The organism is Acinetobacter sp. Brlt_5 (assembly GCF_051949055.1).
Taxonomy (GTDB): domain Bacteria; phylum Pseudomonadota; class Gammaproteobacteria; order Pseudomonadales; family Moraxellaceae; genus Acinetobacter; species Acinetobacter indicus.
In genome coordinates this window covers 131916-146264 of sequence record NZ_JAYJLP010000006.1, presented here as the reverse complement: position 1 = coordinate 146264, position 14349 = coordinate 131916, and the positions used below count along the sequence as shown (strand labels likewise).

Sequence of the window (14349 nt, the reverse complement as noted above, 5' to 3'; positions counted from 1 at the left end):
ACCCGAAGGTGGCTTTTTTACATAGACCTGCTGGCCTACTTATTCTTCATCTTTTTTTGCATCGGCAGCTGGTAAATCTTTTACTGCTTCTGCAATCAGACCAAACATATAGTTACCGTAGGCATTGGTTTTGTCGTAATGGAAACGCAAACGCGGCGTAATCCGGGTCTTGATCCGACGGCTCAGCTCATGGCGTAGGAAACCGGAGGCTTTGTTAAGCACATCCAGGGTTTCCTTGTTTGCCGCTTCACTTTGCTCATCGCCAAGTTCACGACCCATTACGGTCACATACACTTCGGCATAGCCTAAATCTGGGCTGACTTTCACCGCCGAGATGGTCACCAGACCACCCAGACGTGGATCTTTCAGCTCTTGGCGGATCAGGTCGGACAACTCGCGTTGTACCGTATCTGCCATTCGCTTAAGACGCTGACTACCCGCCATTAAAGACTCCGTTTAATTAGTTGGACATCGTACACTTCAATCTTGTCTTGTACTTTGATGTCTTTATAGCCTTTGACTGCAAGACCACATTCCATACCAGCACGGACTTCTTCCACCACGTCTTTATAACGACGCAGAGATTCAAGTTCGCCCTGGAACACCACCACATCATCACGTAATACGCGAATCGGCTTGTTACGGTGTAAAGTACCTTCCAGTACCATACAGCCTGCTGCTGCACCGAACTTGCTTGAGTGGAATACTTCACGGACTTCCGCCACACCCAGAATCGTTTCACGGTGTTCTGGTGCCAGCTTGCCGCTCATCGCATCTTTCACGTCATCAATCAATTGATAGATGATCGAGTAGTAACGGATGTCGATACCGTCAGCATCGGCTTTTTGACGTGCAGTATTGTCGGCACGAACGTTAAAGCCCAGCAGTACCGCTTCTGAAGATTCAGCCAGCGTTACGTCAGATTCAGTGATCGCACCGACACCTGAACCAATCACACGGACTTTCACTTCATCCGTTGAAAGCTCGGCCAGTGCCACGTGTAATGCTTCCAGCGTACCACGTACGTCAGTTTTCAGTACCACATTCACAATCGGCACATCTTTCTTGCCCATAGACGCCATGATGTTCTCAAGACGCATTGCAGACTGACGCTCAAGACGTTTCTGACGTTCACGATCCATACGCGCATCAGCAACTTCACGCGCTTTCTTCTCGTCATTGACCACCAGTACTTCATCACCCGCCATTGGCGCTTCTGGCAGACCCAGAATTTCCACTGGAATTGATGGACCAGCAGACTTGATGCGTTTACCGTTTTCATCGGTCATGGCACGTACACGGCCATAAGATGAACCGGCAAGTACCAAGTCACCCACTTTCAGGGTACCGTTTTGAACCAGAATCGAGGTCACTGCACCACGGCCTTTATCAACACGTGCTTCAATCACCACACCTTGTGCTGCACCTTCTTCAGAGGCTTTCAATTCCATCATTTCTGCTTGAATTGAAATCAGGTCAAGTAATTCGTCAATGCCGGCACCGGTATGCGCGGAAACTTTGGCGACTGGAACATCACCGCCCCATTCTTCAGGCACGATTTCCTTGGTGGTTAATTCGTTCAGTACGCGGTCTGGATCAGCTGAATCTTTGTCCATCTTGTTGATGGCAACAATGATTGGCGTACCCGCTGCACGCGCATGGTCAATCGCTTCTGCAGTTTGTGGCATCACGCCATCATCTGCTGCAACCACCAACACCACGATATCAGTCGCTTTGGCACCACGTGAACGCATCGCGGTAAACGCGGCGTGACCCGGAGTATCTAGGAAGGTGATGATACCTTTGTCTGTTGTCACATGGTAAGCACCGATATGCTGGGTAATACCACCGGCTTCGCCTTGTGCCACTTTAGCACGGCGGATACGGTCAAGAAGCGAGGTTTTACCATGGTCAACGTGACCCATGATGGTAACAACAGGTGGACGCGTAGTTTGCTCACCACGTGCTTCTTCAGCCGCTTCCAGCAGGTTGTCTTCTGCCGCAGTTTCAGACACCAGCACCGGATTGTGGCCCATTTCTTCAACCACAAGCACCGCAGTATCCTGATCAATGGCCTGGTTTTGTGTGACCAGCTCACCCATCTTCATCAGGGTCTTGATTACTTCACGTACTTTAATTGCCATTTTCGCAGCCAAGTCAGCCACAATAATGGTTTCACCAATTTCTACATCATAAACCTGTTTTTTCACCGGTTTTTCAAAGCCATGCTTGTTGGCCTGACTGGTTTTTAAACCACGTTTATGCGAGTTGTCACGGAATGACTGTTCTTCACCACGACGGCCGCCTTTCTTCTGGCCACGGGTATCTTTGGTTCCGCCACCACGTTTGATTTCACGGTCTTCTTTGGCAAATGAATCTTCATACGCCTGACCCACCAGACCTGCGGCCAATGGAGAATCATCAATTACGCGAATGGTCGGTGCAGCATCATCAGATGAATACTTCGATGCCATTTTACGCATTTGCTCAAGGGTACGTTGCTGCGCTTCTTCAGCTGCCTTACGACGTGCAGCTTCTTCAGTCGCTTTCAACTGTGCTGCCTGTTCTTCACGGGCGCGTTTTTGCTCAGGCGTTTCAACCACTTTAACCTGGGCTTTCACCACTGGCTTGTTGGTTGATTTACGCTTCACCACCACAGCGGCTTTAGAAGTTTCCTGTTTGGCGGTTTCCTGTTTCGCAGCAGCACGCATTGCTTCTAAGGCCTGTTTGGCTTTAGATTCGCCTTTGCTGGCAGCTTCTGGCGCAGCTTTTGGCTTCGCCGGTTCACGGGCTTGCTGTTCAGCTGCTTTGGCTTCTGCTTCAGCCTGTGCTTTGGCCAAAGCTTCTGCTTTGATTTGCTCAGGGTCTGGCTTGACAAATGTATGCTTCTTGCGCACTTCTACATTAATTGTTTTCGCCTTACCTGACGTACTTGCCACTTTAGCAGTACTGGTAGTTTTACGTTTCAACGTGATTTGTCCTGCATTACCCGCATCTTGACCATGTACTTTTTTCAAGTGGGTCACGAGGGTATCTTGTTGTTCAGTGGAAATAATGTCGTCAGCTTTACGTTGCGGTAAACCTGCATCACGAACCTGCTCCAGGAGTTTCTCAACTGGACGTCCTACGCTGAGCGCTAACTCTTTAATCGTCTTGTCCGTCATACATTACCTCCTAGTTAAACCATGATTCGCGTGCTTTCATAATGAGTTGACCCGCTTTGTCAGCACCTAGACCTTCAATATCTGCGATATCGTCGGTGGCCTGGTCTGCCAAGTCATCAACGGTCACTACACCACGAGCAGCAAGCGCATAGGCGATCTCTTGTGTCATCCCTTCCATTGCCAGAAGTTCGTCACTCGGATCCTGAATATTTTCTTGCTGTTTTAACGCATCTGCCAAAGCCACTTCTTTGGCACGACTTTGCAATAATTCAACCAGCTCGGCATCAAGCTCAATTTCATCAAATGTTTCTGCTGGTACATAGGCAATCTCTTCCAGTGAAGTGAAGCCCATTTCAACCAGTGCCATCGCCAGGTCCTCTGCAATGTCCAAACGCGATACAAACATATCCAGATATTGCTGCGCTTCATTTTGCTGACGCGCGTAATATTCTTCTTCCAGCATCATGTCCAGTTTATAACCGGTCAGTTCAGATGCCAGACGTACGTTTTGACCTTGTGAACCAATGGCACGGGCCAATTGATCGCTGGTGGCAAAAATAATGTCAGCAGTACGTGCATCTTCATCAATCACGATACTCGATACATCAGCCGGCTCTAAAGCGCTGGCAATGTACTGTGCCGGATCATCTGACCACACCACCACATCAATACGCTCACCATTAAGCTCCTGCTGGACTGCCTGGATACGCGTACCACGCATACCAATACATGCACCAACCGGATCAATACGATGATCGTTGGTTTTCACTGCAATCTTAGCACGAACGCCTGGTTGACGCGCAGCCGCCTTGATTTCAATGATTTCTTCAGAAATTTCAGGAATTTCTTTTTTCATTAACGCCATCAGCATTTCAGGTTTTGCACGTGACAATAGTAACTGTGCACCACGACCTTCACGGTTGACGTTAAATAAAATGGCATTCACGCGCTGTTTTGGACGCAGAATTTCCTTTGGAATCATTTCTTCACGTGCCAGATACGCTTCGGCATTGTCACCCAAATCAATGATAAAGCCATCTTTGGTCTGCTTTTTCACTTCACCGTAAATCAGCTCGCCCACTTTGGCTTCATAAGCATCGGCAACGAGTGCACGTTCTGCTTCACGAATTTTCTGAACAATTACCTGTTTGGCAATTTGCGCCGCAATACGACCGAAATCAATTGATTCCACTTCAAGTTCGCGAATGTCACCAATTGACCACTGCGCCGGATCGACATCAGAAATCGCATCCTGACATGCTGGCATTTCATGATCTTCATCCGCCACCACTTCCCATTGACGGAAAGTACGGTAGTCACCTGTTTTACGGTCGATTTCTACACGTAAACGTGCTTCTTCCGCATTTGTGCCTTCGTAAAATTTCTTTTTCGTCGCAGCAACAAGAGCCTGCTCTAGCGCCTCAAAGATTGCTTCACGACTTACACCTTTTTCGTTACTAACCGTTTCAACGACGGTAAGAATTTCGCGTGCCATAAGTCACCTATTTTAGATTCTTATTTATTGAATTAATCTTGATAAACCAGATTGGCCTTATCGATATTGTGGCTGTCAATTTCCAGCACTTGCTGTTTTTCAACTTCAACCTGAATGGTTTCATTTTCAAGGTCAACTGCCACCAGTTTCGCCTGGAATTTACGACGGTTTTCTACCGCGCTAATCAAACGCAAGGCAATGGTCTGGCCAATATAGGCAGGAAGCTGTTCCAGCTGGAAAAACGGACGATCCCAACCTGGGGAAGACACTTCGAGTGCATATTCACCTGAGATCGGATCATGAACGTCCAAAATGGCGCCCACTTGCTGAGTCACGCGCACACAATCCTGTACGCCTACACCACGACCCTGCTCGAGTTCACCGTCTTCATTCAGGACCGGTGCGGCATTTTCATCAACCGCTTTGTCGATATAAATACGCAATAGTGAGCGTTTACCTTGTGGCAGGAATTCAATTCCCCACAAATCTACATCACAGGCTGCAACTGCGGGTGCAATCAAGTCCTGGAGTGCCTGGGTTTTATTTGATAGCTTCATTTACTCTCGTCATATGGGTGCGATTCAATGGCCTGATCTGACCACTACAGTCTCATTCAAGCTATAGTAGTAGTGAAACATGACACTTGAGTTTATGCCGTATCCGGCTCATATCGACACTACACGATAGCCAATAAAAAAGGGCGTAAATCGCCCCTATTATTACACAGAAAAACCAATGTCCACTGTGCAAAAAGGCCCACCTTGTTGTGAGCCTCTTAAGAAACTTGGTAGCGGGAGCTGGATTTGAACCAACGACCTTCGGGTTATGAGCCCGACGAGCTACCAGACTGCTCCATCCCGCATCAACGTGCAAAAATTATATACAAAATATGCGCAATTTTCAATGAAAATCGTATGTCCTGTATATGGCGTTATTTATCGCTGAAGAATGAGTAACAAGCGTCAGATTCAACCAACATGAAATATATTACTCAACCATTAAAAATGGTAGCGGGAGCTGGATTTGAACCAACGACCTTCGGGTTATGAGCCCGACGAGCTACCAGACTGCTCCATCCCGCATCAGCGTACAAATAACTCTTCTCAGCTCAAGAAACTTAAGCCGCCTTTTAAAGTTTGCATCTTTAAAAAGGATTGATTGGTAGCGGGAGCTGGATTTGAACCAACGACCTTCGGGTTATGAGCCCGACGAGCTACCAGACTGCTCCATCCCGCATCAACAGAAGTTTTGCTGCATACACCAAACTTATGTTCTGGATTATAAGTTTGGTGCGGAAGGGGGGACTTGAACCCCCACGCCCGAAAGCACTACCACCTCAAGGTAGCGTGTCTACCAATTCCACCACCACCGCAGCTGTGACGCATTCTAGTCGCATCACCGCGAAAAATAAAGGCCTAATTGCAATTATTCGCCAGTTTGAGGTGTAGTTGGTGAAGAATCAGGCAATGTTGCCGGCGCGGTTGTGGTCGCCGGAATTGAATTTAAACTGTAGGCATCGGTGGTTTGCTGTTTGGCAAATACCGCCAGGGTCAGACTGGTGATAAAGAACAAAGCCGTTAAAATTCCAGTCAAACGGGTCATAAAATTACCCGAACCAGAGGCACCAAATACGGTCGCCGCACCGCCGCCACCAAAAGAAGCACCAGCATCTGCCCCTTTGCCGTGCTGAACTAGAATCAGCACAATCATCAAGACGGCTAAAATAATATGTACTACCAGCACAAAAGTTTGCATGCTGAACTCCTAATTATTGTGTATTGGCAAAGGCCTGCGCAATTTGATGGAACGATGCCGCATTTAAAGAAGCACCGCCGACCAGCGCGCCATTAATATCTGGGCAGGCTGCTAACTCTACTGCATTTTCCGGCTTAACACTACCACCGTACAGAATAGCCATTTGCGGACCATAGCTGGTCAGCTGGGTCAGACCTTCACGAATTTTGGCATGCATGGCCTGCGCATCTTCAGGCGAAGCGGTTTTACCAGTACCAATGGCCCAGATTGGCTCATAGGCAATTACAATATTCTGCCACTGCTCTGCCTCGACCACTGCCGCAATGTCACAAATCTGCTGTAACACCACCTGCTCGGCCTGGCCACTTTCACGCTGCTGCAGGCTTTCACCGACACAGTAAATTACGGTCAGACCGGCTGCCAGTGCATTTTGAATTTTTGCATTTAGAATTTGCACATTTTCAGCAAAAATTTCACGGCGTTCTGAATGACCGACCAGTACAAAGCTAATCTGGCTGTCTTTTAATAGCTCGGCACTCACCTCACCAGTATAAGCACCTAAACCAGCAATACGTGAAACATCTTGTGCCACGGTATACACCGGACGTACCGCAGTTTTCAGCTGTTCCTGAACACTGCCCAATGCGATTGCAACTGGCGCAACCCCTAAATGACACTGTGCGGCATCAATGGCCTGCTGTTCTAATAATGTTTTAAATTCTGAAACCAGCTGTTGCGCTTCTGCTTGCACTGGGTTCATTTTCCAATTGCCAATCACCCAAGGCGTAATCGCCGAACCCGACATACAATACCTATTCAAATACCTATGTTTCAATCGCGCACATTCTACACGTAAATCGATTCAGGACAGAACAATTTGTTGCGGCATTTTTAGATTTGCAGTCTAAATAGGCCCATCTGAACATCGGCTTAACAAAAATCTTTGCCGATTAATTGCGACTGGTTCATGCTTTTAGGGGATACTTAGGTGGTGACATCATTTTCAGATATGGTATTTTTATGCAACAAAAGTATAATTTTGTGATACCAATTATAAACAAACTTTTTTGATTTTTTTTAAGGACGTTGGGGAATGTCAGTACAACAAGCAATGCCTAGATTTACAGGTTTTATTCGGCGACTGGTCGAAGAAGGGCTTGTGACGGCTGAAAATATGCAGCAAGCCATTGTCGCGGCGAAAAAAGCCGAGACCGATATTGTGCCGTATTTAATTCAGCAGTTGCAGATTTCACCGCTGACCATTGCTGAAAAAATTTCCTATGAATTTGGTGAACCGATTTTTGACTTGGCGGTGTACGATTCGCGTCTGATTGTACGTGAAGGTCTAGATGAAAAACTGTTCACCAAATACCGAATTCTGCCCATTTTCCGACGTCACAATCAGCTTTATATTGCTACCAGTAACCCAACCAATATCGAAGCTATTGATGCGATCCGCTTTAACAGCAAGCTGAATATTGAAGTGGTGATTGTTGAGCATGACAAGCTGGAACGGCTGATTGAACAGAACTTTACCGAAGACAGCACCTTTGACTTTGATGAAGACTTTGATCTGGAAGTTGGCGACAACGCTCCCGAAACACAAAAAGATGACGATGAGCCACAAGGCGATGAAGCCCCAATCGTCAAATATATTAACAAGTTACTGGTCGATGCAATCCGTATGGGCGCCTCGGATTTACACTTCGAGCCTTATGAAAAAAGCTACCGGGTCCGTTACCGGATTGACGGCGTTTTGCGCCAGATTGCCAATCCTCCGTTACAATTGGCCACACGCCTTGCCTCACGTTTAAAAGTCATGTCACAAATGGACATCTCGGAAAAACGTATTCCGCAGGATGGCCGGATCAAGCTCAAGCTGTCAAAAAACAAAGCCATCGACTTCCGTGTCAACTCATTGCCGACCCTGTTCGGGGAAAAAATTGTACTGCGTATTCTCGATCCATCTAGTGCCATGCTGGGGATTGATGCACTCGGTTATGAACCGGAGCAAAAAGAGCTGTTTATGGAGGCGCTGGACAAACCACAAGGCATGTTGCTGATTACCGGTCCGACCGGTTCTGGTAAAACCGTGTCTTTATATACCGGCTTAAATATCCTCAACCGCGAAGACACCAATATTTCTACCGCCGAAGATCCGGTGGAAATTAACCTGGAAGGCATCAATCAGGTCAACGTCAACCCGAAAGTGGGTCTGACCTTTGCCGCAGCACTAAAATCATTCCTGCGCCAGGATCCGGATATTGTCATGGTCGGTGAGATCCGTGATCTGGAAACTGCAGAAATTGCCATTAAAGCCGCACAAACCGGTCACATGGTCATGTCGACGCTGCACACCAACAGTGCACCCGAAACCCTGACCCGTTTACGCAACATGGGCGTCCCCTCATTTAACATCGCCACCTCGGTGAACCTGGTGATTGCCCAGCGTCTGGCACGTCGTCTCTGCCAGAAATGCAAGGCCCCGGTGGAGATTCCACGCCAGAGCCTCTTGGAACTCGGTTTTACCGAAGAAGATTTAAACCAGCCAGAGTTCCAGCTGTATCAGCCGGTTGGCTGCCCGGAATGTCGTGAAGGTTATAAAGGCCGTGTCGGGGTCTATGAAGTGATGAAAGTCACCCCGGAAATCTCACGCATTATTATGGAAGATGGCAATGCCTTGCAGATTGCAGCAGCCTCGGCAAAATCCGGGTTTAACAATTTACGCCGTTCAGGATTAATCAAGGTCATGCAGGGGGTCACTTCTTTACAGGAAGTGAATCGTGTGACCAGCGAATAGATGAAGCATTTAAAATAAGGATAAACACGCATGGCTGTCAAAAAAGCACAGATGATGCCCACCTTTATTTATGAAGGGATTGACCGCAAAGGGGCAAAACTTAAAGGGGAACTGCCAGCACGTAATATGGCGCTGGCCAAGGTCACGTTGCGCAAGCAAGGGATCACCATCAAAACCATCCGCCAGAAGAAGAAAAATATTCTTGAAGGCTTGATGAAGAAAAAAGTCTCGACCCTGGACATCACGATTTTTACCCGCCAGCTGGCGACCATGATGAAAGCCGGTGTACCGCTGGTGCAAAGCTTTGAAATTGTGGCTGAAGGTCTGGAAAACCCGGCCATGCGTGAAGTGGTATTGGGGATTAAAGGCGAAGTCGAAGGGGGCAATACCTTTGCTGGTGCACTGCGTAAATATCCGCAACATTTCGATAATCTGTTTTGCTCGCTGGTTGAATCGGGTGAACAGTCGGGTGCTCTAGAAACTATGCTGGACCGGGTAGCGATCTATAAAGAAAAGAGCGAATTACTCAAACAAAAAATCAAGAAAGCCATGAAATACCCGGCAACGGTGATTGTGGTGGCGGTGATTGTCACCATTATCCTGATGGTCAAAGTGGTACCGGTGTTTGAAGAACTCTTCACCTCTTTTGGTGCCGACTTACCAGCCTTCACCAAAATGGTGGTGAATATGTCGCAGTGGACCCAGAAATACTGGTTTGTGCTGATTATTGTGGTCGGCTTTGCGATTGCAGCTTTTCTGGAAGCCAAGAAACGCAGCAAGAAATTCCGTGACCTGCTGGACAAAGCCGCCCTGAGAGCACCAATTTTTGGTGATCTGGTGTATAAGGCGATTATCGCGCGTTATAGTCGTACCCTGGCCACCACCTTTGCTGCCGGTGTTCCCTTAATTGATGCACTGGAATCCACTGCCGGCGCCACCAACAACGTGGTTTATGAAGAAGCAGTAATGAAAATCCGTGAAGATGTCGCCACCGGTCAGCAGTTGCAATTTGCCATGCGGGTCACGGATAAATTCCCATCCATGGCCGTGCAGATGGTTGCGATTGGTGAAGAATCCGGTGCGCTGGATGCGATGCTGGATAAAGTCGCTACTCACTACGAAAACGAAGTCGATAACGCCGTCGATGGCTTAACCTCGATGATGGAACCACTGATTATGGCCGTTCTCGGGATTCTGGTCGGCGGTCTGGTGGTCGCGATGTATCTCCCAATCTTCCAAATGGGCTCTGTGGTTTAATGCAAGAATTCATTCATTACCTGATTCAACACCCAACTGCGCTGTATTTCGCAGTTGGGATTTTTAGTTTATGTATTGGCAGTTTTCTGAATGTGGTGATTTACCGCACGCCAAAAATGATGGAACAGGAATGGCGCAATGACTGTCAAATGCTGCTGCATCCTGAACAGGCCATCATGGATGAAAGTAAAATCAGCCTCAGTCAGCCAGCCTCGACCTGTCCGAAATGCCACAGCCCGATTCGCTGGTATCAGAATATTCCAGTAATCAGCTGGCTGCTTCTACGTGGCAAATGTGGCCAGTGCCAAAACCCGATCAGTATTCGTTATCCTTTTATTGAACTGCTGACCGCAGTGTGTGCCTTAACCGTAGTCGCGGTTTTTGGCCCGACCCTGCAAATGCTGTTTGGCCTGGTGTTGACCTATGTGTTAATTGCCCTGACCTTTATTGATTTTGACACCCAGCTGCTGCCTGACCGCTATACCCTCCCCCTGGCTGCACTCGGCTTGGGGGTGAACAGCTATGCCCTGTACACCTCCGCTAGCTCTGCCATTTGGGGATATATCATTGGCTTTTTATGTCTGTGGGTGGTGTATTACCTGTTTAAGCTGGTGACTGGCAAAGAAGGTATGGGCTATGGCGATTTTAAATTGCTGGCCGCCTTAGGTGCCTGGATGGGCCCGCTGATGCTGCCGCTGATTGTGTTGCTATCTTCTCTGGTTGGTGCAATCATTGGCATTATTTTGCTGAAAATCCGCAAAGAGAACCAGCCTTTTGCCTTTGGCCCTTATATTGCCATTGCCGGCTGGATCGCCTTTTTGTGGGGTGATGCAATCATGAAGCTTTATTTAGGTCAATAAGGACAACAGGATGACATTTGTTTTGGGTTTAACTGGCGGCATTGGCAGCGGTAAATCGGCAGCAAGTCACTGGTTTGAAACCCAAGGCATTGTGGTGGTCGATGCAGATGTGGTGGCACGTGAAGTGGTTGAGCCAGGCCAGCCGGCCCTGACCCAGATTCATCAGGCCTTTGGCGACTGGGTCCTGCTCAATGGCGAGCTCAACCGCCGTGCCTTACGCGAGCATATTTTTAAAGAACCGGCAGCACGCAAAACCCTGGAAGCGATTACCCATCCGGCCATTCGCCAGTCGATCATCCAGCAGTTACAGGCAGCCCGCAGTGCCTATGTGGTGCTGGTGTCTCCACTGTTATTTGAAAGCAACCAGCATGAACTGACCCAGCGCAACCTGTTAATTGATGCCTCTGAAGAACTGCAGATTCAACGCGCCTCACAACGCGATGGACAAAGTATCGAACAAATTCGCAAGATTATTCAGGTACAGATGTCACGCGCAGACAAACGCCAGCGGGCAGATGATATTGTGCTGAATGATGGTCATCTGGAGCATCTCTATGCCCAGCTTCAACCCTTACATCAACACTATCTGACTTTGGCGCAACAGCAGCAGTCGGTTTAAGACGGCTTGTTTTGTCGTTCGATTTGCTGGCTTAAGCTGTCTTTCCGGCCCCACCAGCGCCAAGGCTGTAACGCCCCAATGCCCATACCAAGCAGACCACAGACAATCGCCAGGCTCAATGGCTCATTCAGTAACGGTACCGCCAGAATAGCGGCAATAAACGGTGCCAAGGTCACAATACTGCCAGCCTTAAAAGCACCTAAACGCTTAATCGCTTCGACATAGCTGAGCGTGGCAATAATCACCACAAAAATTCCATGAAACAGGGTCTGGCCGATTAAATGCAGTGGTTCGGGACCACTCAGGTTTTTTGGAAAAAATAGGCAATAAATAGGCACATACACCAAAGCTGACCAGATGGCTACACTGGCCATAGAATGCCAGGCCGACAGCTTCCATTGCCGCAACAGCACCGTAAAGACGCCCCACCATAAGGCACTCAGGAAAAACAGCAGATCGCCAAAACCGAAAGCGACACCGGTTTCCTGATACATCAGCAGACTCATGGCAGCAATCGCCAGCAGCATGATCAATACGCTGATCCAGGTATGCCGGTCAAAGGGCTGTCGAAACAGCAACCAGGCCGCCAGTGCAGTACATAAGGGAATACAGCCATTCAAGAAAATCGCCGCATGCGCCGCTGGCACAAAATGAAATGCACTATAAGCCGTCAGGCAGTAACCGACACCGCCAATCATCGCCAGGATAAAGGACTGTCGGGTCCATAAAAATGCCGTATCTTTGCGATATAGCAAAACCGGCATCAGCAGGCAAAAGGCCAGCATAAAACGCAAGGCCACCAGATCCCAAGCACTAATGCCCCACAGGGCACTTAAACGGGTACTCAGGGTAAAGCCACCCCAAATACACATGGTGATGGCCAGTAACAGATAGCCTTGCTGACGCGCGTTGATCATTAAGATGGAAAGAGCGCTTAAGCCGGTTGACGCTGACGGCAGGCTTCATACAGCGCCATGCCGGTGGCCACACTAACATTCAGACTTTGCAGATTACCCATCATCGGGATATACACGGTTTGATCACACTGCGACTGGGTGATTGGGCGCAAACCGGTATCTTCGGCTCCCATCACCACACACACCGCCGTACCGGTGAAGTCAAACTTCTGGATCGGCAAGGCTTTTTCATCCAGCATGGTGCCGACCACGCGCACATTAAACTGCTCTTTGATTTGCCCCAAAGTACGGGCCAGATTGGTGACCTGAATAAATTTAACTTTCTCGGCACCACCAGCAGCCACTTTACGCGCCGTTGGGGTCAGGCTGGCTGAACGGTCACGCGGTACAATCACCGCTTCTACACCCATGGCTGCTGCCGTACGGATACAGGCGCCCAGATTATGCGGATCGGTGACCTGATCCAGAGCCAGTAATAATGGCTGCTGTGATTGTTGTAGCAACTGTTCCAAATCTTTTTCATTTAAGGTTGGATGTGGACGCACCGCGGCCACCACGCCCTGATGAAATGGCAAACCGGCCAGTTTTTCCAGGCTGTCACGACTGGCTTTTTGTACGCTAATACCAAACGGCTCTGCCAGTTCCAGAATACGCTGTAAACGCTGGTCATCACGACCTTTGAGGGTAAACAGGGTTAATACACGCTCCGGTTCAAGTTCTAACAATGACTCTACCGAATGAACGCCATAATAATATTCTGGTTTTGCCATGAATGACCTCAACGCTGTGCTGTAAATCCAAAAGAAAAATCCTGCAAAGGAAACTTTACAGGATTTCTGTGTCGGCCTAGTTTAACCGATTTGGGCTAAAAATGCTTAGCCTTCTAAATGACAAACGTAGTCCAGTACATCATCAGTTTCAATCTTAAAACGGCTGTTGCCTGGTACATAGAAGGACTGACCGGCGCGGAAAAGCTCACTTTCTTCGCTATCAGCGATTTGTACACGACATTCACCTGAAATAATTTCCATCCGTTCAGGAACATGCGTTTCGAAAGTTAAGGCTTGTTCAGTCGGTAAAATCACACCCAGCGTCTTTTTGGTGCCATCTTCAAATTGCACCGTATGACTAATGCAGAGCCCGCCAAAATAAACATTGGATTTTTTTACCACTGATACATGATCAAACTGAGCTGACATGCGTATTCTCCAGCTAACGCGTTTTTATATTTTATGATTGAGGTAGTGTAATGCTGCCTACTGAACTAATCAATCAATCTTCATCTAAGGTAAATCACTCTATTTCCTGTCGTTTCAGGCAAGTCATTTTGCCCGGCACGCGAATAAATTCACCTCATTTTTGCGAGAGTCTAAATCAACTTTCAGGCAAGTACAAATACCTTTTAATCGCAGATGAACTAAAGTTCAACGCCCCCATTGCACTCTCCGACCATCTGTATTTTCAGCCTGACAAATCCTGCGC

The 14349-nt window shown here is 48.1% G+C and carries 13 protein-coding genes and 4 tRNA genes; 4 read left to right on the top strand and 13 right to left on the bottom strand.

Annotated elements, in window-relative coordinates; translation table 11 throughout:
- Nucleotides 1-39: 39 nt before the first annotated feature.
- From VF685_RS06145 to tpiA, 10 genes are all read right to left on the bottom strand, one after another.
- A complete protein-coding gene (locus tag VF685_RS06145) occupies nucleotides 40-444 on the bottom strand; it encodes a ribosome-binding factor A (RefSeq protein ID WP_005181793.1) in 405 nt (134 codons plus the stop codon).
- Nucleotides 444-3164, bottom strand: coding sequence for a translation initiation factor IF-2 (gene infB / locus VF685_RS06140; protein ID WP_005181788.1), 2721 nt, complete (start codon nucleotides 3162-3164; stop codon nucleotides 444-446). Before infB ends, VF685_RS06145 begins: the two co-directional genes overlap by 1 nt.
- Before the next feature lie 10 nt (nucleotides 3165-3174).
- Complete coding sequence (gene nusA, locus VF685_RS06135) at nucleotides 3175-4659, bottom strand: transcription termination factor NusA (protein ID WP_005181786.1); 1485 nt, start codon at nucleotides 4657-4659, stop codon at nucleotides 3175-3177.
- Nucleotides 4660-4691: 32 nt separating this feature from the next.
- Nucleotides 4692-5216 carry a ribosome maturation factor RimP gene (gene rimP / locus VF685_RS06130; RefSeq protein ID WP_005181784.1) on the bottom strand — a complete coding sequence of 175 codons (525 nt, stop codon included), beginning with the start codon at nucleotides 5214-5216 and terminating at the stop codon, nucleotides 4692-4694.
- A 228-nt stretch (nucleotides 5217-5444) separates the two neighbouring features.
- Nucleotides 5445-5521, bottom strand: a tRNA-Met gene (locus VF685_RS06125).
- A gap of 143 nt (nucleotides 5522-5664) precedes the next feature.
- Nucleotides 5665-5741 (bottom strand) — tRNA-Met (locus VF685_RS06120).
- A gap of 77 nt (nucleotides 5742-5818) precedes the next feature.
- Nucleotides 5819-5895: transfer RNA gene (locus VF685_RS06115), tRNA-Met, on the bottom strand.
- A gap of 51 nt (nucleotides 5896-5946) precedes the next feature.
- Nucleotides 5947-6031, bottom strand: a tRNA-Leu gene (locus VF685_RS06110).
- A 53-nt stretch (nucleotides 6032-6084) separates the two neighbouring features.
- Entirely contained in the window at nucleotides 6085-6414 is a 330-nt protein-coding gene (secG, locus tag VF685_RS06105) for a preprotein translocase subunit SecG (protein ID WP_163146191.1), read from the bottom strand.
- 13 nt (nucleotides 6415-6427) lie between these two features.
- Nucleotides 6428-7219, bottom strand: a complete 792-nt coding sequence (gene tpiA, locus VF685_RS06100) for a triose-phosphate isomerase (RefSeq protein WP_242911898.1) — start codon at nucleotides 7217-7219, stop codon at nucleotides 6428-6430.
- A gap of 288 nt (nucleotides 7220-7507) precedes the next feature.
- Between tpiA and pilB the strand changes: the two genes are divergently transcribed.
- The 4 genes from pilB to coaE are packed head-to-tail and all read left to right on the top strand — an operon-like array spanning nucleotide 7508 to nucleotide 11950.
- A complete protein-coding gene (gene pilB / locus VF685_RS06095; RefSeq protein ID WP_005181778.1) occupies nucleotides 7508-9214 on the top strand; it encodes a type IV-A pilus assembly ATPase PilB in 1707 nt (568 codons plus the stop codon).
- A 30-nt stretch (nucleotides 9215-9244) separates the two neighbouring features.
- Nucleotides 9245-10471: a type II secretion system F family protein gene (locus VF685_RS06090; protein WP_016659656.1), complete on the top strand. Its 1227-nt coding sequence runs from the start codon at nucleotides 9245-9247 to the stop codon at nucleotides 10469-10471.
- A complete protein-coding gene (locus VF685_RS06085; RefSeq protein ID WP_286385112.1) occupies nucleotides 10471-11331 on the top strand; it encodes a prepilin peptidase in 861 nt (286 codons plus the stop codon). Before VF685_RS06090 ends, VF685_RS06085 begins: the two co-directional genes overlap by 1 nt.
- Before the next feature lie 10 nt (nucleotides 11332-11341).
- Nucleotides 11342-11950 carry a dephospho-CoA kinase gene (coaE, locus tag VF685_RS06080; protein ID WP_005181773.1) on the top strand — a complete coding sequence of 203 codons (609 nt, stop codon included), beginning with the start codon at nucleotides 11342-11344 and terminating at the stop codon, nucleotides 11948-11950.
- Here coaE and VF685_RS06075 read toward each other — a convergent pair.
- The 3 genes from VF685_RS06075 to VF685_RS06065 all read right to left on the bottom strand — a co-directional run bounded on the left by VF685_RS06075 (nucleotide 11947) and on the right by VF685_RS06065 (nucleotide 14066).
- Nucleotides 11947-12867, bottom strand: coding sequence for a DMT family transporter (locus VF685_RS06075; RefSeq protein WP_005181771.1), 921 nt, complete (start codon nucleotides 12865-12867; stop codon nucleotides 11947-11949). The genes coaE and VF685_RS06075 overlap by 4 nt on opposite strands.
- Nucleotides 12868-12884: 17 nt before the next feature.
- Complete coding sequence (gene rlmB, locus VF685_RS06070) at nucleotides 12885-13637, bottom strand: 23S rRNA (guanosine(2251)-2'-O)-methyltransferase RlmB (RefSeq protein ID WP_075167607.1); 753 nt, start codon at nucleotides 13635-13637, stop codon at nucleotides 12885-12887.
- A gap of 105 nt (nucleotides 13638-13742) precedes the next feature.
- Complete coding sequence (locus tag VF685_RS06065) at nucleotides 13743-14066, bottom strand: pyrimidine/purine nucleoside phosphorylase (protein WP_005181767.1); 324 nt, start codon at nucleotides 14064-14066, stop codon at nucleotides 13743-13745.
- Between the last annotated feature and the right edge of the window lie 283 nt (nucleotides 14067-14349).

What these genes read in the sequence shown, in the direction of transcription:
- VF685_RS06085 (WP_286385112.1), top strand. Translation starts at nt 10,471, where the DNA reads ATGCAAGAATTCATTCATTACCTGATTCAACACCCAACTGCGCTGTAT.
- pilB (WP_005181778.1), top strand. Translation starts at nt 7,508, where the DNA reads ATGTCAGTACAACAAGCAATGCCTAGATTTACAGGTTTTATTCGGCGA.
- rimP (WP_005181784.1), bottom strand. Translation starts at nt 5,216, where the DNA reads ATGAAGCTATCAAATAAAACCCAGGCACTCCAGGACTTGATTGCACCC.
- nusA (WP_005181786.1), bottom strand. Translation starts at nt 4,659, where the DNA reads ATGGCACGCGAAATTCTTACCGTCGTTGAAACGGTTAGTAACGAAAAA.
- rlmB (WP_075167607.1), bottom strand. Translation starts at nt 13,637, where the DNA reads ATGGCAAAACCAGAATATTATTATGGCGTTCATTCGGTAGAGTCATTG.
- VF685_RS06075 (WP_005181771.1), bottom strand. Translation starts at nt 12,867, where the DNA reads ATGATCAACGCGCGTCAGCAAGGCTATCTGTTACTGGCCATCACCATG.
- VF685_RS06090 (WP_016659656.1), top strand. Translation starts at nt 9,245, where the DNA reads ATGGCTGTCAAAAAAGCACAGATGATGCCCACCTTTATTTATGAAGGG.
- VF685_RS06145 (WP_005181793.1), bottom strand. Translation starts at nt 444, where the DNA reads ATGGCGGGTAGTCAGCGTCTTAAGCGAATGGCAGATACGGTACAACGC.
- infB (WP_005181788.1), bottom strand. Translation starts at nt 3,164, where the DNA reads ATGACGGACAAGACGATTAAAGAGTTAGCGCTCAGCGTAGGACGTCCA.
- coaE (WP_005181773.1), top strand. Translation starts at nt 11,342, where the DNA reads ATGACATTTGTTTTGGGTTTAACTGGCGGCATTGGCAGCGGTAAATCG.
- tpiA (WP_242911898.1), bottom strand. Translation starts at nt 7,219, where the DNA reads ATGTCGGGTTCGGCGATTACGCCTTGGGTGATTGGCAATTGGAAAATG.
- VF685_RS06065 (WP_005181767.1), bottom strand. Translation starts at nt 14,066, where the DNA reads ATGTCAGCTCAGTTTGATCATGTATCAGTGGTAAAAAAATCCAATGTT.
- secG (WP_163146191.1), bottom strand. Translation starts at nt 6,414, where the DNA reads ATGCAAACTTTTGTGCTGGTAGTACATATTATTTTAGCCGTCTTGATG.